Here is a 21,985-nt window from a genome sequence, read left to right on the forward strand (position 1 = left end):
CTTAATGGCAAGTCTCTACACAGCACACCAGCCGGACCCTCAGGGCCTCATCCATTACACGGATGAGGAGCACGGCACCTGGCAGATCCTGATCGAGCGTCAGCTCGCAGCGCTCAAAGGCAAGGCGTGTGACGACTATCTGGCTGGCTTGACTCGCCTCAATTTGCCCCGGGATCGCATCCCCCAGCTGGCCCAGATCAACGCCGTGTTGCAACCCGCCACCGGCTGGTCGGTGGCCGCCGTGCCTGCGCTTATCTCGTTCGATCGCTTCTTTGCCCTGCTGGCCAACCGCCAGTTTCCGGTGGCCACCTTCATTCGCCGCCGGGACGAGCTCGACTATCTGCAAGAGCCCGACATTTTTCACGAGATCTTCGGCCACTGCGCCATGCTGACCAACCCGGCTTTCGCTCACTTCACCCATGTCTATGGCCAGCTCGGCCTGCAGGCGGGCAAGGAGGATCGCGTCTTTCTGGCGCGGCTCTACTGGTTCACCGTGGAGTTCGGCCTGCTCAATACCCCTGCCGGGCTGCGCATCTACGGCGGCGGCATTCTCTCCTCCATCGGCGAGACCGCCTATGCCCTCGGCGGTCAGCCGGTGCTGCAACCCTTCGACCCCATAGAAGTGCTGCGTACCCCGTATCGCATCGACATCATGCAGCCCACCTATTTCGTGCTGCCCGAGCTGGCCGATCTCTACCGTCTAGCGGAGCAGGACATCATGGCCATGGTGTCCGATGCCCGCCGGCTGGGGTTGCGTCCGCCCCGCTTTGCCCCCGCCGGCGGCAAACAGGCGAGCTGAATTGATCAGACCCATTTCGTTATCCGATCCCATTGATGAACAAGGAGAACCCCATGTCCGAACTGGCCAGCCAGCAGTGTGAAGCGTGCCGCGCCGATGCCCCCAAGGTGAGCGAACAGGAACTCGCCGAGTTGATGCAGCTTATCCCCGACTGGCAGCCGCTGGTGGTGAAAGGGGAGCTGCAGCTGAGGCGCGAATTCACCTTTCGTAACTTCAAGGAGGCGCTGGCCTTCACCAACCGCCTGGGGGAACTGGCGGAGGCGGAGTTTCATCATCCTGCAATCCTGACCGAATGGGGCAGGGTGACCGTCAGCTGGTGGACCCACAAAATTGGTGGATTACACCGCAACGACTTTATCATGGCGGCGCGCACGGATGAGTTGCTGAAGTGAAGACGCCATCACTCATCGAGTGGGCGATATGGTGACTGTCAGCTGGTGGACCCACAAGATAGGCGGCTTGCATCGCAACGACTTCATCATGGCGGCGCGCACCGATCAGCTGATCAAATAAACGCTAGAAGATGACTCGGGCCTGTCCGGCGAAAGCGGGGCGGGCCCGCATTTTTATGGGCTGGCGCTCGCACTGGCGGGATCGAGTCTGTATTATCCGGTCATTCATAGAGTTAGCTAGGAAGTGTGTCCCGAATGCGTCTTGAAGTCAGCTGTGAAGACCGCCTGGGCCTGACCCGGGAACTGCTCGACCGTCTGGTGGAGCACAACATCGATCTGCGCGGCATCGAAATCGATACCTCAGGCATCATCTATCTCAACTTTCCCGAGCTGGAGTTTCGTGATTTCCAGCACCTGATGCCGGAGATCCGCCGCATTCCCGGCGTCTATGACGTCAAGACCATCCCCTACATGCCCTCCGAGCGCGAGCACCACGAGATTGAGGCCCTGCTCAAGGCGCTGCCGGATCTGGTCTTCTCCCTCGATGCCAAGGGCAAGGTGACCCAGGCCAACCAGTCCGCCCTCACCACCCTGGCCCTGCCGGTGGAAGAGATTCGCGGCGTGGCCCTGGGCTCCCTGGTCAAGGGTTTCTCCTTCAGCCGCTGGCTTGAGGCGAGCGAGATCAAGCCGCAGACCTGCAAGCTCAGCTTCAATGGCGAAGAGTATCTGGCGGACCTGATGCCGCTGTTCGTGGCCGAAGAGAAGGGCCGTCAGGCCCTGGCCGGCGCCGTAGTGGTACTCAAATCCGCCCGTCGGGTCGGCATGCACTTCAGCGCGCTGCACGCGGTGGAAGTGGGGGGCTTCGAGCACCTGCAGGCCGAGAGCCAGAAGATGAAGCAGGTACTGACGGAGGCGAGCAAGCTGGCGATGCAGGACGCACCGCTGCTCATCGTCGGCGAGACCGGCACCGGCAAGGAGCTGCTGGCCCGCGCCTGCCACGGCGCCAGCCTGCGCTCCAGCCACCCCTTCATGGCCCTCAACTGCGCCGCCATGCCGGACAACGTGGCCGAGAGCGAGCTGTTTGGCTACGCCCCCGGTGCCTTTGGCAACAACACCGAAGGCAAGCGCGGCGTGCTGGAGCTGGCCAGCGGTGGCACCCTGATGCTGGACGAGATCGGCGACATGTCCCCCCATCTGCAGACCAAGTTCCTGCGGGTGTTGCAGGATGGCGTGTTCCGCCGGGTGGGTGACGAGCAGGAGGTCAAGGTCAATGTGCGCTTCATCTGCACCACCCAGAAGCAGTTGCTGGATCTGGTGCACGACGGCAAGTTCCGCGAAGATCTTTACTACCGCCTCAACGTGCTGAGTCTGGCGTTGCCGCCCCTGCGCGAGCGCAAGGCGGACATCATGGCGCTGGCCCAGCAGTTCGTCTCCCGCTTCGCCAGCGAATTGCAGCGCCCGCGCCCGCGCTTTACCCGCAACATGGCCGAGTACCTGACCGCCTACCGCTGGCCCGGCAACGTGCGCCAGCTGCGCAACTGCCTCTACCGGGCCATGACCTTGCTGGAAGGGGACGAGATTGGGCCGGAGCACGTCGACTTGCCGGTAGCGGCCGATGCCATGCCGCTGATCGACGAGTGGTTCGAAGGGGGCCTGGACGAGGCGGTGAAGCGCTTCGAGAGCCGGCTGCTGGAGCGGCTCTATCCGGCCTTCCCCTCCACCCGTCAGCTGGCCAAACGGCTGGGGGTGTCGCACACCGCCATCGCCAACAAGTTGCGCGAATACGGGATCAGCAAGAAGTAAGCAGATGAATGCAGGTAGGATCTTGGGGCTCACACCAGGGTGGGCCCCTGCCATTGTTGCGACATTTAGTGACGTATGTGCTTGTTCTGTTGGCGGTGCCTTGTCATGCTGCTGATAAGCTCAATACTACTCCTATCCGGCTCACCCTTCCTGGGCGTCAGGCCTTCGCGGGCGCTGGCGTGGGCATAAGCGCAGGCACGATGCACTCTCTTTCACTGGTTCGAATCCTGGCGTGGTTGACGCCGCTGATCTGTTCGCTGGCCCTCGCCACCGAGCCTGTTCTCCCCACCTCTGCCGAGGTGCGTGCCGAGCAGGTACGCCAGACGGTCCTCGACATTCTGAGCTATACCCGCTGGCCGACCGAGCCCGCTGAGCTGCGCCTGTGCATCACGGCGCCGACTGAATATGCCACCGCCCTCTTTTCCATCAAGCAGCAAGCCAATGGCCGGCCGGTCAGCGTCCATCGCTACGACGTGGATGATGAGGCGCTGGGGCGGCGCTGTGACGTGCTCTACCTGGGGATATTGGCGCCGGAGCGGCGGCTGTCCCTGTTCCAGCGACTGCGGGAACACCCCATTCTCAGCATCAGCGAGCAGAGCGCCGAGTGTGTCGCCGACGCCGTGTTCTGTCTGCGGGTCGGGCTGGATCGCGTGCGGTTCCGGGTCAATCTGGATGCCCTGGCCAGGAGCGGGGTGCGGGTGCATCCTGCCGTGCTCAAGCTGGCCAAGGCGGATGAGGAGACACCATGATAGGGCTCTTTCGTCCACCGACCCAGCGGCTCACCTTGCGACAGAGTCTGGGACGCACCCACCTGGTGACGTCCCTGACCGCTGTCTGTATGGCCGGTGTGCTGCTGACCGGTATCGCTCTGCTGGCCTTGCGCCTCTACGCGGATCACAACCTGGAGCTGGTGGCCCGCGCCATTAGTTACACCAGTGAAGCGGCCGTGGTGTTCCATGACGAAGAGGCCGCCAAGGAGGCGCTGCAAGCCATAGTCACCCATGAGGATGTGGCGCAGGCCAGCATCTATCTGCCCACGGGTCAGCCGCTGGCCAGCTGGCGCCGGGCCATGAGCACCCCCTGGTCTGGGCTGGAGCAGTATCTGGCCAGGCTCATACTGCCGGGCCCGGTCGATCAGCCCATGATGCGGGGCGGGGTGGAGATAGCCCGCATCCATCTGGTCGGCCACGGCCAATATCTGCTGCTGTTCCTGCTGCAAACCCTGCTGGCCATGCTGGTCTGTCTCATCCTCAGTGCGCTGGGGGCGCTCTACGTGGCGCGCTGGATGCAAAACTCCCTCACTGTGCCACTCAAGGAGCTGGCGCAGGTGGCTCACAGTGTCAGCCGTCGACGCATCCTGGCCATGCGGGTCCCCGAGGCGCATATCGCCGAGCTGCATGAGCTCGGTCGGGACTTCAACTCCCTGCTCGACGAGCTGGAAGCCTGGCAGGCTCATCAGCGGCGGGAGAACGCCAGCCTGCTGCACCGGGCCACCCACGATGCCTTGACCGGCCTGCCCAATCGTGCTCTTTTTGAGGCTCGTCTGGATCAAGCCGTGACCACGGGTCGCTTGCATGAAGAGCGTTTCGCACTGCTCTACCTCGATTGTGATCGCTTCAAGCAGATCAACGATACCCTGGGCCATGCCGCCGGGGATGACGTGCTTATCGCCTTGGCCAGACGGGTACAACATCAGCTTCGGCCGATGGATCTGGTATGTCGGCTGGGGGGAGACGAGTTCGCCATCCTGTTGACTCCTGTGTTGCAAGAGAGTGAGGCGCAGGATGTGGTATCCCGCATCCAGCAGGCCATGGCCGACCCCGTGGTGCTGGGGGATGGTCGCCAGCTGGTGGCGGCCATCAGCATAGGCACGGCCCTCTATCCGGAGCAGGGGCTGACCGCTGGCGAGCTGTTGCAGCAGGCCGACAACGCCATGTACCAATCCAAGCGGCTGCGTCGGGAGCTTGCACTCCATGACCAGCTGGAATTTGATGTTTCTGCAGAGGAAAAATAACAATGAAGATCCATGTCCTGATGAAAACCGGCCTGATCGGCCTGTTGTTGAGCGTGCTGGTGGGCTGTCAAAGCGCCCCCCACGGCTTGACGGCAGAGCAGATCGCCGTACTCAAGGAGCAGGGCTTTCGCCTGACCGATGAGGGTTGGACTCTGGACTTCTCCAACCGGGTGCTGTTTGCCAACAACGTGGAGGCCCTCAACCCCAAGACCCGTGTTCTGGTGGAAAAGCTGGGCAAGACCTTGCTGGGTGTCGGCCTGAACAAGGCGCGCATCGACGGTCACACCGACTCCAACGGGCCTGAGCTCTACAACGATCAGCTCTCCCTGAAACGGGCGAAATCGGTGGCCGAGGTGCTGGTGTCGGTCGGCATGCAGCCGGCCAACCTGGACATCCGTGGTCGCGGTGAGCGGGATCCGGTGGCAGACAACAAGACCGCTGCCGGGCGGGCCGAGAACCGCCGTGTTGCCATCGTCATAAGCAACGAATAAGCCGGTTGTGTGGATAAAAAAAGAGCGCCTGATGGCGCTCTTTTTTGTGGCTCTGGCATTTACTGCTCGAGCTTCTCGCGGTCGTGGTGACTGCGCAGGCGGATGTTGATCATCTCCACCGTCAGCGAGAAGGCCATGGCGAAGTAGATGTAACCCTTCGGAATGTGCAGATCCATGCCCTCGGCCATCAGCGCGAAGCCGACCAGGGTGAGGAAGGAGAGGGCCAGCATCTTGATGGTGGGGTGATGATCGACGAAGTCACCTATGGCCTTGGCGGCGAACATCATGATGAAGACGGCGATCATGATGGCCAGCACCATGACGGGCACGTGATCCGCCATGCCCACGGCTGTGATGACAGAATCCAGGCTGAAGACGATGTCGAGGATGGCGATCTGGATCAGGGTGCTGACGAAGCCGGACGCAACCGCGATTGAGCCTTCTGGCTCCGCCGCCCCTTCCAGAGTGGCGTGGATCTCGTGGGCACTCTTGCCGATGAGGAACAGGCCCCCCAGCAACAGGATGAGATCGCGACCCGAGATGGCCTCACCCAGCACGGTGAACAGCGGCTCGGTCAGGCGCATCACCCAGGCGAGCGACAGCAGCAGCAGGATGCGGGTGCCCATGGCGAGGCCCAGACCCAGGATCCGCGCCTTCTGGCGTTGCGCTTCCGGCAGGCGGGCGACCAGGATGGAGATAAAGATAATGTTGTCTATGCCCAGCACGATTTCGAGCAGGGTCAGGGTCGCGAGCGCAACCCAGGCAGAGGGATCAAGAACCCATTCCAGCATGATTGAACCTTGGTTAAAAAATTGAAGCAGCGCATTCTAGCAGGCGCAACATGGCTTGTCCCAGCGCCTTGAAAAGATAAAATGGCGGGCGATTTGAGGGAGAAATCTATGTTTCGTTTAGGACTCATCATTAACCCGGTTGCCGGCATTGGCGGCGCGGTCGGTCTCAAGGGCAGCGATGGCGTGGTCGCCGAGGCGCTGGCGCTGGGCGCCGTGCCCAGAGCGCAGGAGCGGGCACGGCAAGCCCTGCTGCCCCTGTGCGATCTCGCCGACTCATTCGAGTTGCTGACGGTCGCAGGCGAAATGGGTGCCGATCTTGCGGCGTCGCTCCAGCTGCCTTGCCGTATCGTCTATCGGCCAGCAGCCGGCACCACCACGGCGGCCGATACCCGCGCCGCCGCCGAGCGGATGCGGGAGGCGGGTGTCGACCTGTTGCTGTTCGCCGGTGGCGATGGCACGGCGCGTGACATCTGTGCGGCAGTGGGGGAGTCGTGCCATGTGCTCGGCATTCCGGCGGGCTGCAAAATCCACTCCGGGGTCTATGGGGTCACCCCGGCCGCCAGCGGTCGGGTGGTGGCGCGGATGATCGCCGGCGAATTGCTGAGCCTGGTGGATGCCGAGGTGATGGACATAGACGAGGAGGCGTTTCGGGCTGGCAAGGTGCGGGCTCGCCATTACGGCCAGCTGCTGGTGCCCGGCGATCTGCGCTACGTGCAGGCGGTCAAGCAGGGAGGGCGGGAGTCCGAGGAGCTGGTGCTGGCGGATCTCGCCGCCGGTGTGGTCGAGCAGATGGAACCCGACACCCTCTACCTGATGGGGTCGGGCAGCACGGTCGCCGCCTGCATGGCAGAGCTAGGCCTGGAAAATACCTTGCTCGGTGTGGATCTGGTGGAAAACGGCCAGCTTATCGGGCAGGATCTGTCCGCCGCCGAGATCCTGACCCGGATCCGCGGTCGTCACTGCCGGCTGATCATTACCCTGATCGGCGGACAGGGACATCTGTTCGGGCGCGGAAATCAGCAATTGAGTCCAGAGGTGATCCGGGCTGTCGGGCGGGACCAGATCCAGGTCCTGGCCACCAAGGCCAAGTTGGCGGCCCTCGCGGGCAGGCCACTGTTGGTGGACACCGATGACCCGGCACTGAACCGGTCGTTAAGTGGTTATCTGCGCATAACCACGGGATACAAGGATCAGGTCATCTACCCGGTGGCCAACCCGGAATAGGGCATCAAGGATGCGGCTGGCCTGGCGCCAGAGAGCCGTGATCAACCGGATCGCGGTTCCACTCCCCCGAATTATTTTGCCGGCAATTTTTTGCCAGCCACTCTGAAAATGAGGCTGCGTTACATGACGATTCATGATTTTGAGCACAAGTTGTTGGGACTGATAGACAGCATGGTGGCCACGGCGACCGAAGATGAGCTGTTTGCGGGGGGCTATCTGCGCGGCCACATCTCGCTGGCGGTGGCGCGCGCCGAGCTGGAGGGCAAGAACCTGGTGCGGGATGTGAAGAGCTATGTGCTGCGCAGCCTGAACGAGGCCATTCTGGAGGGTGAGCTCTCCGAAGAAGATGAGAAGCTGGTACAGGCAATGTGGATTCGTTTGCAGCAACAAGCAGAAGCTTGATCGGATACACATTTCAAACAGAAGTTTGAGTTTATTCTTCCCTGAAGTTAGTGAAAGGTTAATAATAAGTTTCGCCTTTTGTTTCAGGGATTAAACTATGGCCTCCTCATCACGCATTGCCAACAAACTGCCGCTCGAGATGCTCTATCACTGGGAGCGGCAGTGTTCTGACCGAGTCTACCTTCGTCAAACCATCCACCGCGAATACGTCGACTTCACCTGGGGTGAAGTCGCCGACGAGGCGCGCCGCATGGTGACGGCACTGCGTCATCTGGGGCTGGTGCCCGGTGACAAGGTGGCCCTGCTCTCCAAGAACTGCGCCCAGTGGTTCATCGCCGATCTGGCCATGCAGATGGGGCAGTATGTGAGCGTGCCCATCTACCCGACCGCCAACGTCGACACCATCGAATATGTGCTGCGCCACAGCGAGGCCAAGGCGATCTTCGTCGGCAAGCTGGATGACTGGAAGAGCCAGGAGGCTGGCGTGCCTGCCGATCTGATGCGCATCGCCTTGCCTTATGAGACCATGCCCGCCAGCCATCAGTGGGACGATCTGCTGGAGGCGCACGAGCCCATTGCTGACAGCCCGGCGCAGGTGCCGGACGCCCTGCTGAGCCTGGTCTACACCTCCGGCAGCACAGGCAAGCCCAAGGGCGCCATGCTGAGCGTCGAGCGTTATGCCTGGTCGTGCGAGAAACTGGTGGAGGCGGTGGGGCTGACCGCCGCCGATCGCGGCTTCTCCTATCTGCCGCTCGCCCACATCACTGAGCGGGTCTACATCTATGGTGGCAGCCTGTTTAGCGGCGCCACCATCGCCTTCCCCGAATCCCTCGACACCTTTATCGATGACGTCAAGCGTTGCCGTCCTACCGTCTTTATCTCTGTGCCCCGGCTGTGGGCCATGTTCCGCATCAAGATCCACGAGAAGTTGCCCCAGAAAAAGCTCGAGCTGCTGCTCAAGATCCCGTTTGTCTCGGGTCTCATCAAACGCAAGTTGCAAAAGGGGCTGGGGCTGGATCAGGCGCGGGTGCTGGGTTGCGGCTCGGCGCCAGTGTCACCTGCCCTGCTGCAGTGGTACTACAGCATAGGCGTCAATATCACCGAAGCCTGGGGCATGACCGAGAACCACGCCTTCTCCACCCTCAACTGTCCCTTCCGCGCCGACAAGATAGGCACGGTCGGCAAGGCGGGGCCCGGGGTCGAGATCCGCATCTCGGATGAGGGGGAGATCCTCTGCCGTTGCGACGGCATGATGCTGGGTTACTACAAGGATCCCGAGCACAGCGCCGAGGCCATCGACGGTGATGGCTGGCTCCACACCGGCGACATGGGCAAGCTGGACAGGGAGGGCTACCTCACCATCACGGGCCGGATGAAGGACGTGTTCAAGACCGCCAAGGGCAAGTACGTGGCGCCTGTGCCCATCGAGGGGCTGCTGGGGCAGGAACCCATCATAGAGCAGCTGTGCGTGATAGGTTACGGCATGCCCCAGCCGGTTGCCCTGGTGCAACTGGCCGAGAGTGCCATGAAGGGCAATCGGGATGCCATCAACGCCCAGTTGGAGGCAGCGCGCAACCGGGTCAACGAGCAGCTGGAATCCCACGCCAGAATTCGCGGTATCCTGGTGGTGAAGAGCCCCTGGAACATAGAGAACGGCGTGCTCACCCCCACCATGAAGATCCGCCGCCACCTGCTGGAGCAGAAATACGCGGACATCGGCGAGGCCTGGTCCTCCTCCCAGAGCATCATCTGGGAATCCTGAGTCTCAGCTAGCAGCATAAACAACAAGGGGAGCCGGTGGCTCCCCTTGTTGTTGGGCGTTTTTGACCTCAGACGGCCTGGTATTCCAGCTCGACCGACCCCAGCGCCTTGAGGGTGGACTGGGCGGAGTCCCGCTGGCTGATCTGGCCGTTTTTGCTCTCCAGCAGCACGGCGCGGCGGATGGTGGCGAGATCTTCACCGTTCAGCACCGCATGGGCACAGGCCATCTGCATCGGCGGCAGGCTGGGGTTGAAGGCGGCGTTCTCGGCGTAGCGGCCGCAGAAGAGGCGACCATCGGCAAACTGCAGCGCCACGGCGGCATAGCCCTGACTGTAGGGGGCATAGCTTTGGCGGGCGGCGGCCAGCGCGGCCTGCCAGAGCGGATCCTCGCTCTCAAGCGTCAGCTCGTCATGGGCTTGCGGACTCATCAGCGCGTCCGTGATGTCGAGATCCGCCGGGCCAAAGGAGTGGGGCAGGAAGGATTGCAGGGCGCTCAGGTCGTCCGGCAGAGAGACTTTCAGGATCTTGGCGGTGCTCAGCTCGTTCATGAACTGGCGGCAGTGGCCGCAGGGGGTGTAGTTGACGGTGATCTCGCTGATCCCTGTCTCACCGCCCAGCCAGGCGTTGGAGATGGCGGACTGCTCGGCATGGACCGAGTGGAACAGCCCTTGTCCTGCGAACTCCATGTTGGCGCCGAAATACCAGGTGCCGCTCAGGCCGCAGGCGATGGCACCGACGAAGAACTTGGAGATGGGGGCCACAGAGCAGGACGCGGCCAGTGGCAGCAGGGCCAGGCGCAGGGAGCGATCATCGAGACCTGTGGCGGCTTTCAGGGTCGCCACTTGTTCAGGGGTAAAACGGGCATTGAATTCGCCGCCCTGTTCGGGATCCAGCATGGGCAGCAGCGCCGCTTTGAGCGGGGCGGGCAGGGTATCGAGTGGCTTGGCAAAACGGGGATGCATAGTGTGTCCTCAAAGGCCAATTGGGGGGCCATTGTAGGGAGCAAGCTCGGCAAAATGTGTGAGCGCGCTCACGCCCTGACGGGCAAAAGGAGGGGGATGGTAAAGGAAACGTTTGTCTTGCGCAAACTGTGCGTCAGCTCGCACTGTGGCGGGCCGCCAGGCCCGCACAACCGAAAATCGGTACGACTCAGTTCAACCAGTGGTAAATGGCAAACAGCAGGGGGGCCACGGCGGCGGTGAGGATGCCGCACACCACCATGGCGAGCGACGAGAAGGCCCCCTGGGTAATGCCCTTCTCGGCGGAGGTGGCGGTGCCGATGGCATGGGCGCAGGCTCCCATGGCCAGCCCCTGGGCCTCGGGGTCGGTCACCCGCATCAGTTTGAGCAGCGGGTAGCCGATGAGGGCGCCTACAATCCCGACCACCACCACCACGGCCGCCGCGATGGCCGGAATGCCGCCGAGGGACTGGCTGACGCTCATGGCGAGCGGGGTTGTGATGGACTTGGTGGCGAGCGAGGCCAGCAATGCCGGATCGGCGCCCATAAAATGACCGATCAGCAGGGTTGTGCAGACCGAGATCAAGACGGAGGCCAGAGTACTGATTAGGATGGGCTTGAGCCTGGCCTGGATCTGGCGGGCCTGCTGGTAGAGCGGCAGGGCCAGCGCCACCACGGCGGGTTCCAGCAGGGCCGTGATGGGGCGGGTGCCGCTCTCGTACTGATCCAGCGGCAGATCGAGCCAGAGCAGCAGGCCTATGATGACGGCGGTGGGCACCAGCACGGGATTGATGATGGGCCAGGGCAGGCGGCGATAGAGGGCCCGGGTGGCGAAGTAGAGCACCAGGGTCAGGGGGATGGCAAGCCAGAAGATCATCGGTTCATCCTCTGGTAGAGCCGGCCGACCGTGCCGAGGATCAAGACTATCCCGAGCACTATGCAGAGCATGATGAGGCCGAACGACTGGCGCAGCGGCTCCAGCCAGGCCACCAGCCCGACCGCCACCGGCACGAACAGCACGCCCATGTGGCGCAGCAGCAGGCCGGCGCCGAGTTCGACCCAGTGCAATTTCACCAGTTGCAAGGAGAGCAGCACGAACAGCAGCAGCATGCCGATGATGCTGCCGGGGAAGGCGAACGGCAGTATGGCTGCCAGGGTTTTGCCCGCCAGCAGGCAGGCGACTATGACCATGAAGTCACGAAGGTACAGCAAGGCACGTTGCGCGATCACGTGAGCCCCAACTTGGTAACTGTGAATGAACTGGCAGTTTACCAGAGAGGCAGGGGCGCGGCATTAAAACAATAACAGCTGAAATCAGTTCGTTTGAAGCTGATTTGATTGAAGATTTTCTGACTCGATGCACTTTTCGAACGACCAGGTTCTGAACTGTTTGTTTTGTTTATGAATTACAAGGAGTAGCCATGACATCCCTCTTGTCCCGCGTGCGTCAACTGGCGGCCGATAGCGGCCTGCCCCCGGATTTGTTGCAAACCCGTCAGTGGGACGGGTCTGCGTGCCGGGTCAGGCTCGACAACACAGGCCCTGAGGCCGTGCCGGTCGGCCGCTGGGTGCTGTTTGACGGCAAGCTCGGCCTCTCGCCTGCGTGCGCTATCTATGGCGAAGGATTCCAGATGCTGGCTCAGACCATGGGCAGTTGGCAGGCCCCGCAGCCGGTTGGCCGTTGTCCCGATGCCGGCGTCTATCGCATCAGCGACGACGACGGCTATCACACGGTCCACAACCTGTTGCTGGTGGAACACGGCAAGGGCTGGCTGCTGCTCGCCTTCGCCAGTTGCCACCGTTTTGGCGGCGAGTTCCGCCTCTATCCCGATGGTCGTCTGCAAATCCTGATGAACTGCGAAGATCGTCTGTTGCCTGCCGGCCAGCACTGGCAGAGCGAGGCGCTGATCTGTCTGGAGGGGGCTGATCGCGAGGCGTTGCTGGCCGAACTGGCGAGCATGATCGAGGCCGAACACGGCAGCCTGATCGCCGAGGTGGCGAGCCGCCCCAGCGGCTGGTGCTCCTGGTATCACTACTATGCACAGGTGAGCGCCACCGATATTCGCGAGAATCTGGCGGTGCGGGCCGAGCGTTTTCCGGCCCTGCGCTACGTGCAGATCGACGATGGCTATCAGGCGAAGATGGGGGACTGGCTCACCCCTTCGCCCAAGTTCGAACAGGGAGTGGCGGCCCTTGCGGCGGAGATCCGCAGTGCCGGCTGCGAGCCCGCGCTCTGGGTCGCCCCCTTTATTGCCGAGCCGACCTCACAGGTGTTTCAGGAGCACCCCGACTGGTTCGTGAAGGGGGATGACGGTCTGCCGCTCCCCTCAGAGCGGGTTACTTATGGCGGCTGGCGCTGCACCCCCTGGTATGTGCTGGACGGCACCCACCCCGAGGTGCAGGCTCACCTTGAGCAGGTATTCCGCACCCTGCGCCAGCAGTGGGGCATTCACTACTTCAAGCTGGATGCCAACTTCTGGGGCGCCATTCACGGCGGCCGTTTCCATGACTCTTCCGCCACCCGGGTCGAAGCCTATCGGCGCGGCATGGCCGCCATCTTGCGCGGGGCGGGCGAGGGCGCCTTCCTGCTCGGCTGCAACGCCCCCATCTGGCCGAGCCTGGGGCTGGTGCACGGCATGCGGGTGAGCGATGACGTGGAGCGCAATGGCCACCGTTTTCGCCAGATTGCCCGCGAGGCCTTCTGCCGCGCCTGGCAAAACGACCGGCTGTGGGCGCTGGATCCCGACTGCATCTGCCTGCGGGATCTGCCGAGTCAGCAGGCCAGCCCGGCAGAGTACCGCTTTCATCTGGCGGCGCTGGTGGCGAGCGGCGGCATGATGCTGGCCGGTGACCGGCTGCAGGATCTCGATGCAGCACAGACGGCGCAACTGCACAAATTGCTGGCCCTGTGCGCGGCCCGGGCCCCTTCAGCCCGCTTCGAGTCGATGGAGTTTGCCTGTGGGGAAGTGAGCCTGCCCGAGGGCGGTACCCTGCTCTGCCTCTTCAACTGGGAGGGGCAGCCTCAGGAGTTCCTGCTGCCGGCGGGCGGCCAGGATTTCTGGGATGAGGGTGCGGTCGGCACCGCGATCACCCTGCAAGGGGGCGAGGGGCGGGTGATCCGCTACCGCTGAGCACGCTGACGATCATGATTCAGGCTCCCATGGGAGCCTGAGTTATTCGTAGAGGGGCAAATATGCAGTGGATCAGTAACGCCACTCGAAGCCGATGGCGTAGTTGGCGGCGCCATAGCCCGGGATCTCGTTGCTGGAGAGCAGCGCCTTGAAGGTGAGCTGCGGGCTGAGGGGAATGCCGAGCCCCATGCCGATGGCCACTTCATCGTTGGTGTTGCCAATCATGTCGGCCCGGATCATCCGATAGAGCGACATGTCCTGGCTCATGTGTACATAGCTCTGGGAGGCACGATTGAAAAGCTGACCGAACACTTCCAGCTGAAAACCCGCCTGGGGGGTGATGGCCAGCGGCACACCGACGAAGTTGTAGAGATCAGATCGGTTGAAATAGCTGTTGGTGATCTGGGGAGTGAAGTCGGTCTGCTGATAGAGGCGGCTGAAGTTGCTCTCGATCAGCTGATAAGTCTGTTGCGGCAATTGCAGCAAATAGTCGGGGACATCAAAACGCACGCCCGCCATGCTGGCCGAAGGCAGCAGGGAGCAGACGAGCAAACCGAAACCGGATAATCCTGAACGCATCAGATGAGGCATCCCCAAGGGTCGATAGCCAAAGGCCGTTAATGCAATGTTAGCGCACAAATAATTGAAACTTCAGGAGTCTTTGCTCCCCCTCCCATTATGTCTTGGGCGAGGGGAGCATACCGACATTTAACTGTGAAACCGATCACATCTCACAGATCTTCGAGGTAGTGATAGAGGCTCTTGAGAATCGCAAAGTTCCGTTCGTTACCCTGATTCTGCTCGGCCAGCGCCTCGAGGCGGGGGGCGTAGTCCGGCAGGCGGCGGCTGAAGTAGTCGCTGCAGTGCAGGCGCCAGCGCTTCTGCTCCGCCTCGCTCAGGGTGTGCGGCCAGTTGCGGGCGCGGTAGCGGAACAGCATCTGGGGCAAACGCGCGTCTGTGAAGGCAAATTCCCGCTCCCCCAGCAGTTCGGCCGGGGTGGCACGCACCAGATCCATGGTGGCCTTGTCGCCGTGACCGAAGAAGCCGGCGTAGAGCTGGGTATCCGGATCCGAGTCGTTGTTGCCCGCAAACTCCTGATTGAACACCTCCACCAGTTTTTCCCGCACCTCGGGGTGAGCCCGCAGCAGGTTCAGGCTCTTGCGGCACTGTTCCCTGTCTATGCCAAGCTCGTCGGCACGCTCGGAGGTCAGGGTGGCCGCCGGCGCCAGCACGGGGCACTTGTTGATGTGTACCAGCTTGACCGGAATGGCCGCCAGATCCCCCAGCTCGTCCTTGCGGGTATAGAGTCGTTCGCGGATCTCGTCGCTCGTGAGCTCGATGAGCGGGGTGGGGTCGCGGGTCAAATCCACCATGATCACCGCGTTCTGGTTGCTGGGATGCCAGGCGAGCGGTGACACCCAGCTGACGCACCCCTGCCAGGGGGAGAACATGCCGGAGACATGGGTCAGCGGCTTCATGGTCACCACGTCGATCAGTGCCTTGACCTTGTTCTTGTTGCGAAGCTCAAACAGATAGCCAAACAGCTTGGGCTGGGCTTTTTTCACCAGCTTGGCCATCTCTATGGTGGCCAGCACGTCCGAGAGCGCATCGTGGGCATTGGCGTGGGCCACGCCGTTGGCCACCGTCAGCTTCTCCAGCCTGAAACTCGGCTTGCCCTCCTCGTCAAAGGCCCACTCGATCCCCTCCGGGCGCAGGGCATAGCAGGCCCGCAGCATGTCGAGTATGTCCCAGCGGGAGTTGCCGTTCTGCCAGCTGTAGGCGTAGGGGTCGTAGAAGTTGCGATAGAGGGTGTAGCGGGTCACCTCGTCATCGAAGCGGATGCTGTTGTAGCCCAGCACGCAGGTATTCGGGGTGGCAAACTGCTCGTGGATCTGGGCAATGAAATCTGCCTCGCACAGCCCGTCCTTCATCGCCTTTTGCGGCGTGATGCCGGTGATGAGGCAGGCCTCCGGCTCCGGCAGATAGTCCGCCGGCGGCTTGCAATAGATGACCAGCGGCTCGCCGATGAGATTGAAATCCGCATCGGTACGAATGCCGGCGAACTGCGCCGGTCTGTCCTTGGCCGGGCTGATGCCGAAGGTCTCGTAATCGTGGAAGTAGAAGGTGGGCTCGCTGCCGGGCTGTGCTATTTCGCTCATGTTGCTCGAGGTGAGATGTCCGATGGCGGCGCCATGGCGCCTGGGTGGGCGGTGCCATGCACCGCAGTTGCCAGCATGGTAAACCATAGCGCAGGCAGAGCGAAGCCCGGGCGCCCTGGCTGCCGGTTTATTGAACGCTCAAGGACGTCGGCCCAGGGGGGCTGTGCATGATTGCGGCTGGATGGGGGCTTATCGGGCTGTACCCGGGGGCAACGGCATCAGGGTGTGCAGGTCCAGCAAGGTGAAGAAGCCGCCTTCGTCGGGATACCAGCCGCCTGTGTCTATGTAGTAGACATTGCCAAGGCGGGCCGGGCGGCCCACAGGGGTGTGGCCCACCACCAGGGCGACAAGATCCTCGACGCCGCTCTCGTCCAGCCCCTCGATGCGGCGCCTTGACCAGAGGCAGACGTTCTTGATGGCCCTAAGCTGGCCGCCGCTTACCCCCGCATCCAGTTGGTCCAGCAGCCCCTGCCAGGAGGAGAAGGGGCAATCGGCGTGGAGCAGCCCGACCGGGCCGGCCGGAGTGGCCACCTCGATGGCGATAGGCAGGGTGCGGTAGTGGGCGGCGAACGCCCTCTGCTCGTCCGGGGTCAGCTGCTGAAACCAGCCGCCGCCGTTCTGGATCCAGTTCTCCCGATCGCAGCTCTCGTAACGGCAGACGTAGTCGTCGTGATTGCCACAGACAGGGTGAAACCAGGGCTTGGCCAGCCACTCGAGCACCTGGGGGCAGTCGGGGCCGCGATCCGTCAGATCCCCCACTGAGAAGAGGCGATCCCGAGCGGGATCGAATCCCGCCTGGTTCAGGGTCTGTTCCAGCCGCGAAAAGTAGCCGTGGATATCGCCGACGGCGAGATCCCGCCCCAGAGAATTGCGGGCGAAGCGTCTGATCAGCGGGGACGGGTTCATGGCTTGCCTCCTTGTCTGGTGTGACCGGCTCGCGGCGCCGCCGGATGACCGATGGGGGATCGGGGGCTCGTGGACAAGTGCAGCATGGCATGCTCTGCCTCGCCATAGTAGAGGCAGGTGGGGGAGGCTCTCCCCCGTCGAGGTGACAGGCGGCCGCATAAAGGAGGGCGGTTTGCCGCGTTGCCGGCAGAACCCGGGTAAAAAATGCCAGTTGGTGTCGACTGGCATGCAAGGTATGGCCTGACGGATGCCCGGCGTCGGGATCAGAGCAGGTCTTCGAGCTGGTACTTCTTGAGCAACTGGTCGAAGGTGCCATCGGCCTTGACGCTGTCGATGGCGGCATCGAATTGGCCCTTGAGCTTGGCGTCGTTCTTGCGCAGCGCCACCGCCACCCCTTCACCCAGGGTCTTGTCCTGGGTGCCGTTGAACTGGGGGCCGACGAAGGCGAACTGCTTGCCCATCTCCTTGTCGAGGAAGACGACCTTCAGCTGCACTATGTTGCCGAAGGTGTAATCGGCGCGGCCGGACTGCAGATCCAGCATGGGGGACTGGGCGTTGACGTAGCGCTTGATCTTGGCCACCTCCCCGTAACGGGCGGTGATGAAGTTGTCCTGGGGCGTCCCCTCCTGCACCGCTATCACCTTGTCCTTGAAGTGCGCCTGGTCGTCGGCGAAGGTGGTGGCCTTGTCGCTGCGCCCCACGAAGCGGTTCTGCATCATGTAATAGACCTGGCTGAAGTCCACCTTCTGGCGCCGCTCGTCTGTGATGTTCATGGAGGACATGATGGCGTCGTACTTGCCCAGCTGGAGGCCCGCCTCGGTCATCTGCTGTTCGTGCGCGGCCCCCGCTGCCTGAGCCTGACCCCGGCCGCCGAGCGGCTGCTGCCCTTCATCGGAGAGGGACTGGCTCGCATGGGGGAGGGGGTCAGCGCCCTGATCGCTGTCAGCGCCTCGTCTGGCGGGGTGACATCTGTCCGCGCAAGCAAAGCAACAGCCCCGCTGGCGGGGCTGTTGTCATGCTGGTGGCCGCTGGCCTAAGAAGGCGTTAGCGGCAGATCTTGTAGTAGACCTCGTTCCACTGCAGGCTCTGCTTGAGCTCGGGGATCCGGGTGTGCTCGTCGATCACCACTAACTCTATGCCCATGAGGTCGGCGAAGGTGCGCAGCTGCGCTATATCCACCGATTGGGTGAACACAGAGTGGTGGGCGGCGCCCGCCAGGATCCAGGCCTCGGCGCTGGTTTGCAGGTCCGGCATGGGGTTCCACAGTGCGCTGGCGACGGGCAGCTTGGGCATGGCCTCTGGCAAATCCACCACCTCCAGCTGATTGACCACTAGGCGGAAGCGGTTGCCGAGATCGATGAGGCTGGCATTGACCGCTTTGCCGACGGGGGCTGCAAACAGCAGGCGGGCCGGATCGGCCTTCTTGCCTATCCCTAAATGCTGGGCGTCCAGCACGGGTTTGTCGGCGGCGATGGAGGGGCACACCTCCAGCATATGGGCCCCCAGCACCAGGTTGTTGCCCGCCTCCAGGTGGTAGGTGTAGTCCTCCATGAAGGAGGTGCCGCCCGCAAGACCATGCCCCATCACCTTGAGAGTGCGCAGCAGGGCTGCGGTCTTCCAGTCCCCCTCCGCCCCGAAACCGAAGCCTTGCTGCATCAGGCGCTGACAGGCGAGCCCCGGCAGCTGGTGCAGGCCATGGAGATCTTCAAAGGTGGTGGTGAAGGCGCCAAAGCCGCCGTCAGTGAGGAATTTCTTCATCCCCAATTCCTGGCGCGCCGCTTCATAGAGGGAGGTGCGAAGCGGCCCGCCCGCCTGCACCGCCTCGGTCAGGGTGTAGGTTTCTTCGTATTCGGCCAGCAGCGTCTCGATGTCGCTTGCTGGCACGGCGTCGATGACCTTCACCAGATCGCCGACCGGGTGGTAGTTTACCTGATAGCCGAACTGGATCTGGGCCTCAATCTTGTCGCCCTCGGTGACCGCCACGTTGCGCATGTTGTCGCCAAAGCGAGCGATCTTCAGGTGGCGGCTGTCGTGAATGGCGGCGGCGACGCGCATCCAGTTGCCCAGCTTGCGGTGGGCCTCTTCATCCTGCCAGTGACCGACCACCACGGTGCGTGGCAGCCGCAGCCGGGCCCCCATGAAGCCGAACTCACGGCCGCCGTGGGCGGTCTGGTTCAGGTTCATGAAGTCCATGTCGATCTCGCTCCAGGGCAGATCCCGGTTGAACTGGGTGTGGAACTGCAACAGGGGTTTTTGCAACTGGCTGAGGGCCGGGATCCACATCTTGGCGGGGGAGAAGGTGTGCATCCACACCATGAGCCCGATGCAGCGCTGGTCGTGGTTGGCATCGCGAGCTACCGCGCTTATCTCGTCGAGGGTGGTGCCGGTGGGCTTGAGCACTATCTTGACCGGCAGGCCGGCGCGCTCGTTGAGCTGGCTGGTGATAGTGTGGGCGTGATCGGCCACCTGCTTCAGGGTGGCGGCGCCATACAGGTGCTGGCTGCCGACCAGGAACCACACTTCCAGCTGTTTCATCAATTCCATCTTGGTGTCCTCTTTATGCTTTTGTCTGGCCGTAATAGGCGTGTTTGCCATGTTTGCGCTGGTAGTGCTTCTCCAGCAGGTAATCGGGCAGGGGGCGGGCTGCGGGGTTGATCTGGCCGGTGAGCCAGGCCATGCGGGCCACCTCTTCCAGCACCACGGCGTTGTGTACTGCGTCCTCGGCGCTCTTGCCCCAGCTGAAGGGGCCGTGGTTGGCCACCAGCACCCCCGGCATGGTGAGGATGGGGGTCTGCTTGAGGGTCTCAACGATGAGATGACCGGTCAGCCCCTCGTAATCCTCCTCCACCTCACCCGGGGTGAGCAGGCGCGAGCAGGGGATCTCGCCGTGGAAGTAGTCGGCCTGGGTGGTGCCGAAAATGGGAATGGGGCGCCCTGCCTGGGCCCAGGCGGTGGCGTGGGTGGAGTGGGTGTGCACCACGCCGCCAAGCTCCGGATAGGCGCGATAAAGCACCAGGTGGGTGGCGGTGTCGGAGGAGGGGCGCAAGGCGCCTTCCAGCTGCTTGCCGGCCAGATCCAGCACCACCATGTCCTCGGCCTGCATCCGCTCGTAGCTGACGCCGCTCGGCTTTATCACCACCAGATTGCGCTCTCTGTCGATGCCGCTGACGTTGCCCCAGGTGAAGGTCACCAACGCGTGGCGCGGCAGATCCAGGTTGGCGACGAGCACCTGTTCCTTGAGCGTCTTGAGGTTCATGCCTGTGCTCCCCGGTTGTAGAGCGGCTCGGCGGCGGCGCCCCAGGCGAGGTAGCGCTGGTAGAGGCGCTCGTATTCGACGACACGCTCAGGGTCAGGCTGGTGGGTGCGCTCCACGGCGCTTGCCATGTGGCGCTGGGCCTTGGCCACATCGGCGTGGATCCCGGCCGCCACGGCGGCAAAGATGGCCGCCCCCAGGGCGCAGCACTGATCCGAGGCCACCACCTGGATGGGCCTGTTCATCACGTCGGCGCAGGTCTGCATCACTGTGGCCGACTTGCGGGCTATGCCGCCAAGGGCGATCACCTGCTCCACCGGCACCTGCTGGTGGGTCATGCACTCCATGATGCTGCGGGCCCCGAAGGCGGTGGAGGCCACCAGGGCACCGAACAGATCGGGTGCATCGGTGCCGAGGTTGAGCCCGGTGAGGGTGCCTTGCAGGCGCTGGTTGGCGTAAGGGGTGCGGCGACCGTTGAACCAGTCGAGCACCACCGGCAGGTGGGCCAGATCGCGCTGCTGCTCCCAGGCGGCGGCGAGGCTTGGCAGCAGCTCCCGCTTGTGGGCCTCGATGGCGGTGCGCAGCTCGGGGTACTGGGCGGCGAGGCTCTCCAGCGGCCAGCCGAGCTGGCGCTGATACCAGGCATAGATGTCGCCGAATGCTGATTGTCCCGCTTCCAGCCCCACCATACCCGGCACCACGCTGCCGTCCACCTGGCCGCAGATCCCGGCAATGGCGCGATCACCTATGGTGGCCTCGTCGGCGATCAGGATGTCGCAGGTGGAGGTGCCTATTACCTTGACCAGCGCATTGTTGCCGGCCCCGGCCCCCACCGCGCCCATGTGGCAGTCAAAGGCGCCGCCGGCGATCACCACCTCGCAGGAGAGGTGCAGTCGCTCCGCCCACTCGGGGGTCAGGGTGCCGACCGGCAGATCGGCGGTCCAGCTGTCGGTAAAGAGCGGGTAGTCGAGCTCCTGGGTCAACAGCGGATCCAGCGCGTTGAGAAAATCGGCGGGGGGCAGGCCGCCCCAGCTCGGGTGCCAGAGGGACTTGTGGCCGGCGGCGCAGCGTCCGCGTCGGATGTCGGCCGGGGCCTGGGTGCCGCTCAGGATGGCGGGGACCCAGTCACACAGCTCGACCCAGTTGCAGGCGGTGGCGCGCACCGCCGCGTCACTGCGGGAGACGTGCAGTATCTTGGCCCAGAACCACTCGGAGGAGTAGACCCCGCCTATGTAGCGGCTGTAGTCCGGGAACTGGCCGCCGTGGCACAGCGCCGTGATGGCCTCGGCCTCCTCGATGGCGGTGTGATCCTTCCACAGCACGAACATGGCGTTGGGGTTGTCGGCAAACTCCGGGCGCAGGGCCAGCACACGCCCCTCCTTGTCGATGGGGGCCGGCGTGGAGCCTGTGCTGTCCACCCCTATGCCACGCACGGCGGCGCGCTGACTCGGGGTGAGCTGGCTCACCACTGCCACCACCGCCTGCTCCATGGATTCCAGATAGTCGAGGGGGTGGTGGCGGAACTGGTTGGTGACCGGCTGGCAGTAACGACCGGCCTGCCAGCGCGGGTAATAGACGACCTGGGTTGCCAGCTCGGCGCCGTCCTGGCAGCGCACGGCGAGTGCCCTGACCGAATCGCTGCCGAAATCGAGTCCGATGGTGATCTGCTCGGACCTGGGGTGCTCAGACATAAGTGCTCCTGACCATCAATGAGGGGTGACTGGTGAGGAACCATAGGAGATGGACCGCACGGGCGGTTAGCCATTGGCTGCTGGAAATATGGATTTAAACGCTATGCCAGCAAGAGGGTGACGGCCATCGAAGATCGGCTATGTGATTATTTTGCTGAAAACATAGACAAAACGGCTGCAATTTCATGGCGTGATCCTGCTCTCCATTT

Annotated in this window: 23 protein-coding genes; 12 read left to right on the plus strand and 11 right to left on the minus strand. The window is 63.1% G+C overall.

Annotated features, from left to right (window positions below):
- Positions 1-4: 4 nt before the first annotated feature.
- The 7 genes from phhA (at position 5) to AACQ95_RS16370 (ending at position 5,499) form a co-directional block, all read left to right on the plus strand.
- The gene (phhA, locus tag AACQ95_RS16340; protein ID WP_241279065.1) at positions 5-799 is read left to right on the plus strand and encodes a phenylalanine 4-monooxygenase; all 795 of its coding nucleotides are present in this window, start codon (positions 5-7) and stop codon (positions 797-799) included.
- A 53-nt stretch (positions 800-852) separates the two neighbouring features.
- On the plus strand, positions 853-1,191 hold the full coding sequence (locus AACQ95_RS16345; RefSeq protein WP_277604380.1) for a 4a-hydroxytetrahydrobiopterin dehydratase: 339 nt from the start codon (positions 853-855) through the stop codon (positions 1,189-1,191).
- Between the two features lie 28 nt (positions 1,192-1,219).
- Positions 1,220-1,312, plus strand: coding sequence for a 4a-hydroxytetrahydrobiopterin dehydratase (locus tag AACQ95_RS16350; RefSeq protein ID WP_420866512.1), 93 nt, complete (start codon positions 1,220-1,222; stop codon positions 1,310-1,312).
- Positions 1,313-1,446: 134 nt separating this feature from the next.
- Entirely contained in the window at positions 1,447-2,994 is a 1,548-nt protein-coding gene (tyrR, locus tag AACQ95_RS16355) for a transcriptional regulator TyrR (protein WP_043136086.1), read from the plus strand.
- A 200-nt stretch (positions 2,995-3,194) separates the two neighbouring features.
- Entirely contained in the window at positions 3,195-3,743 is a 549-nt protein-coding gene (locus AACQ95_RS16360; protein ID WP_241279066.1) for a YfiR family protein, read from the plus strand.
- Positions 3,740-5,008, plus strand: a complete 1,269-nt coding sequence (locus AACQ95_RS16365) for a diguanylate cyclase domain-containing protein (RefSeq protein WP_241279067.1) — start codon at positions 3,740-3,742, stop codon at positions 5,006-5,008. The genes AACQ95_RS16360 and AACQ95_RS16365 overlap by 4 nt, the downstream gene beginning before the upstream one ends.
- A 2-nt stretch (positions 5,009-5,010) precedes the next feature.
- Positions 5,011-5,499, plus strand: coding sequence for an OmpA family protein (locus AACQ95_RS16370; protein WP_098983874.1), 489 nt, complete (start codon positions 5,011-5,013; stop codon positions 5,497-5,499).
- A 59-nt stretch (positions 5,500-5,558) separates the two neighbouring features.
- On the opposite strand, the gene AACQ95_RS16375 is transcribed toward AACQ95_RS16370, so the two are convergent.
- Positions 5,559-6,290: a TerC family protein gene (locus tag AACQ95_RS16375; protein ID WP_043136098.1), complete on the minus strand. Its 732-nt coding sequence runs from the start codon at positions 6,288-6,290 to the stop codon at positions 5,559-5,561.
- Positions 6,291-6,398: 108 nt separating this feature from the next.
- On the opposite strand from AACQ95_RS16375, the gene AACQ95_RS16380 reads away from it, so the two are divergent.
- From AACQ95_RS16380 to AACQ95_RS16390, 3 genes are all read left to right on the plus strand, one after another.
- Positions 6,399-7,514: an ATP-NAD kinase family protein gene (locus AACQ95_RS16380; RefSeq protein WP_241279068.1), complete on the plus strand. Its 1,116-nt coding sequence runs from the start codon at positions 6,399-6,401 to the stop codon at positions 7,512-7,514.
- Between the two features lie 123 nt (positions 7,515-7,637).
- On the plus strand, positions 7,638-7,916 hold the full coding sequence (locus AACQ95_RS16385; protein ID WP_042872229.1) for a YfcL family protein: 279 nt from the start codon (positions 7,638-7,640) through the stop codon (positions 7,914-7,916).
- A 97-nt stretch (positions 7,917-8,013) separates the two neighbouring features.
- On the plus strand, positions 8,014-9,678 hold the full coding sequence (locus tag AACQ95_RS16390; protein ID WP_241279069.1) for an AMP-binding protein: 1,665 nt from the start codon (positions 8,014-8,016) through the stop codon (positions 9,676-9,678).
- A gap of 67 nt (positions 9,679-9,745) precedes the next feature.
- Here the strand turns inward: AACQ95_RS16390 and cdd are convergent, their stop codons facing one another.
- The 3 genes from cdd to AACQ95_RS16405 form a co-directional block, all read right to left on the minus strand.
- Complete coding sequence (gene cdd / locus AACQ95_RS16395) at positions 9,746-10,639, minus strand: cytidine deaminase (RefSeq protein WP_241279070.1); 894 nt, start codon at positions 10,637-10,639, stop codon at positions 9,746-9,748.
- 187 nt (positions 10,640-10,826) lie between these two features.
- Positions 10,827-11,513 carry an LrgB family protein gene (locus tag AACQ95_RS16400; RefSeq protein ID WP_241279071.1) on the minus strand — a complete coding sequence of 229 codons (687 nt, stop codon included), beginning with the start codon at positions 11,511-11,513 and terminating at the stop codon, positions 10,827-10,829.
- Positions 11,510-11,866, minus strand: a complete 357-nt coding sequence (locus AACQ95_RS16405; protein WP_042035460.1) for a CidA/LrgA family protein — start codon at positions 11,864-11,866, stop codon at positions 11,510-11,512. Before AACQ95_RS16405 ends, AACQ95_RS16400 begins: the two co-directional genes overlap by 4 nt.
- 191 nt (positions 11,867-12,057) lie before the next feature.
- Here AACQ95_RS16405 and AACQ95_RS16410 point away from each other — a divergent pair, with 191 nt between their 5' ends.
- A complete protein-coding gene (locus tag AACQ95_RS16410) occupies positions 12,058-13,767 on the plus strand; it encodes a glycoside hydrolase family 36 protein (protein WP_241279072.1) in 1,710 nt (569 codons plus the stop codon).
- Between the two features lie 72 nt (positions 13,768-13,839).
- Here AACQ95_RS16410 and AACQ95_RS16415 read toward each other — a convergent pair whose 3' ends face one another.
- The 4 genes from AACQ95_RS16415 to AACQ95_RS16430 form a co-directional block, all read right to left on the minus strand.
- Entirely contained in the window at positions 13,840-14,346 is a 507-nt protein-coding gene (locus tag AACQ95_RS16415; RefSeq protein WP_241279073.1) for a hypothetical protein, read from the minus strand.
- 152 nt (positions 14,347-14,498) lie between these two features.
- Positions 14,499-15,926: an exodeoxyribonuclease I gene (sbcB, locus tag AACQ95_RS16420; protein ID WP_241279074.1), complete on the minus strand. Its 1,428-nt coding sequence runs from the start codon at positions 15,924-15,926 to the stop codon at positions 14,499-14,501.
- A gap of 189 nt (positions 15,927-16,115) precedes the next feature.
- The gene (locus tag AACQ95_RS16425) at positions 16,116-16,832 is read right to left on the minus strand and encodes a metallophosphoesterase (RefSeq protein WP_241279075.1); all 717 of its coding nucleotides are present in this window, start codon (positions 16,830-16,832) and stop codon (positions 16,116-16,118) included.
- Between the two features lie 263 nt (positions 16,833-17,095).
- Positions 17,096-17,656: a transporter substrate-binding domain-containing protein gene (locus AACQ95_RS16430; protein ID WP_241279076.1), complete on the minus strand. Its 561-nt coding sequence runs from the start codon at positions 17,654-17,656 to the stop codon at positions 17,096-17,098.
- A gap of 9 nt (positions 17,657-17,665) precedes the next feature.
- Between AACQ95_RS16430 and AACQ95_RS16435 the strand changes: the two genes are divergently transcribed.
- Positions 17,666-17,869, plus strand: a complete 204-nt coding sequence (locus tag AACQ95_RS16435) for a hypothetical protein (RefSeq protein WP_241279077.1) — start codon at positions 17,666-17,668, stop codon at positions 17,867-17,869.
- 7 nt (positions 17,870-17,876) lie between these two features.
- Here AACQ95_RS16435 and araA read toward each other — a convergent pair whose 3' ends face one another.
- From araA to AACQ95_RS16450, 3 genes are read right to left on the minus strand one after another with little or no spacing between them, the layout of a single operon-like run.
- Positions 17,877-19,376, minus strand: coding sequence for an L-arabinose isomerase (araA, locus tag AACQ95_RS16440; protein WP_241279078.1), 1,500 nt, complete (start codon positions 19,374-19,376; stop codon positions 17,877-17,879).
- Positions 19,377-19,389: 13 nt separating this feature from the next.
- The gene (locus tag AACQ95_RS16445) at positions 19,390-20,088 is read right to left on the minus strand and encodes an L-ribulose-5-phosphate 4-epimerase (RefSeq protein WP_241279079.1); all 699 of its coding nucleotides are present in this window, start codon (positions 20,086-20,088) and stop codon (positions 19,390-19,392) included.
- Positions 20,085-21,776 (minus strand): ribulokinase, encoded by a 1,692-nt coding sequence (locus AACQ95_RS16450; RefSeq protein WP_241279080.1) that lies wholly within the window; start codon positions 21,774-21,776, stop codon positions 20,085-20,087. The genes AACQ95_RS16445 and AACQ95_RS16450 overlap by 4 nt, the downstream gene beginning before the upstream one ends.
- Positions 21,777-21,985: the final 209 nt, after the last annotated feature.

The organism is Aeromonas sp. MR19 (genome assembly GCF_963899305.1).
GTDB lineage: Bacteria > Pseudomonadota > Gammaproteobacteria > Enterobacterales > Aeromonadaceae > Aeromonas > Aeromonas bestiarum.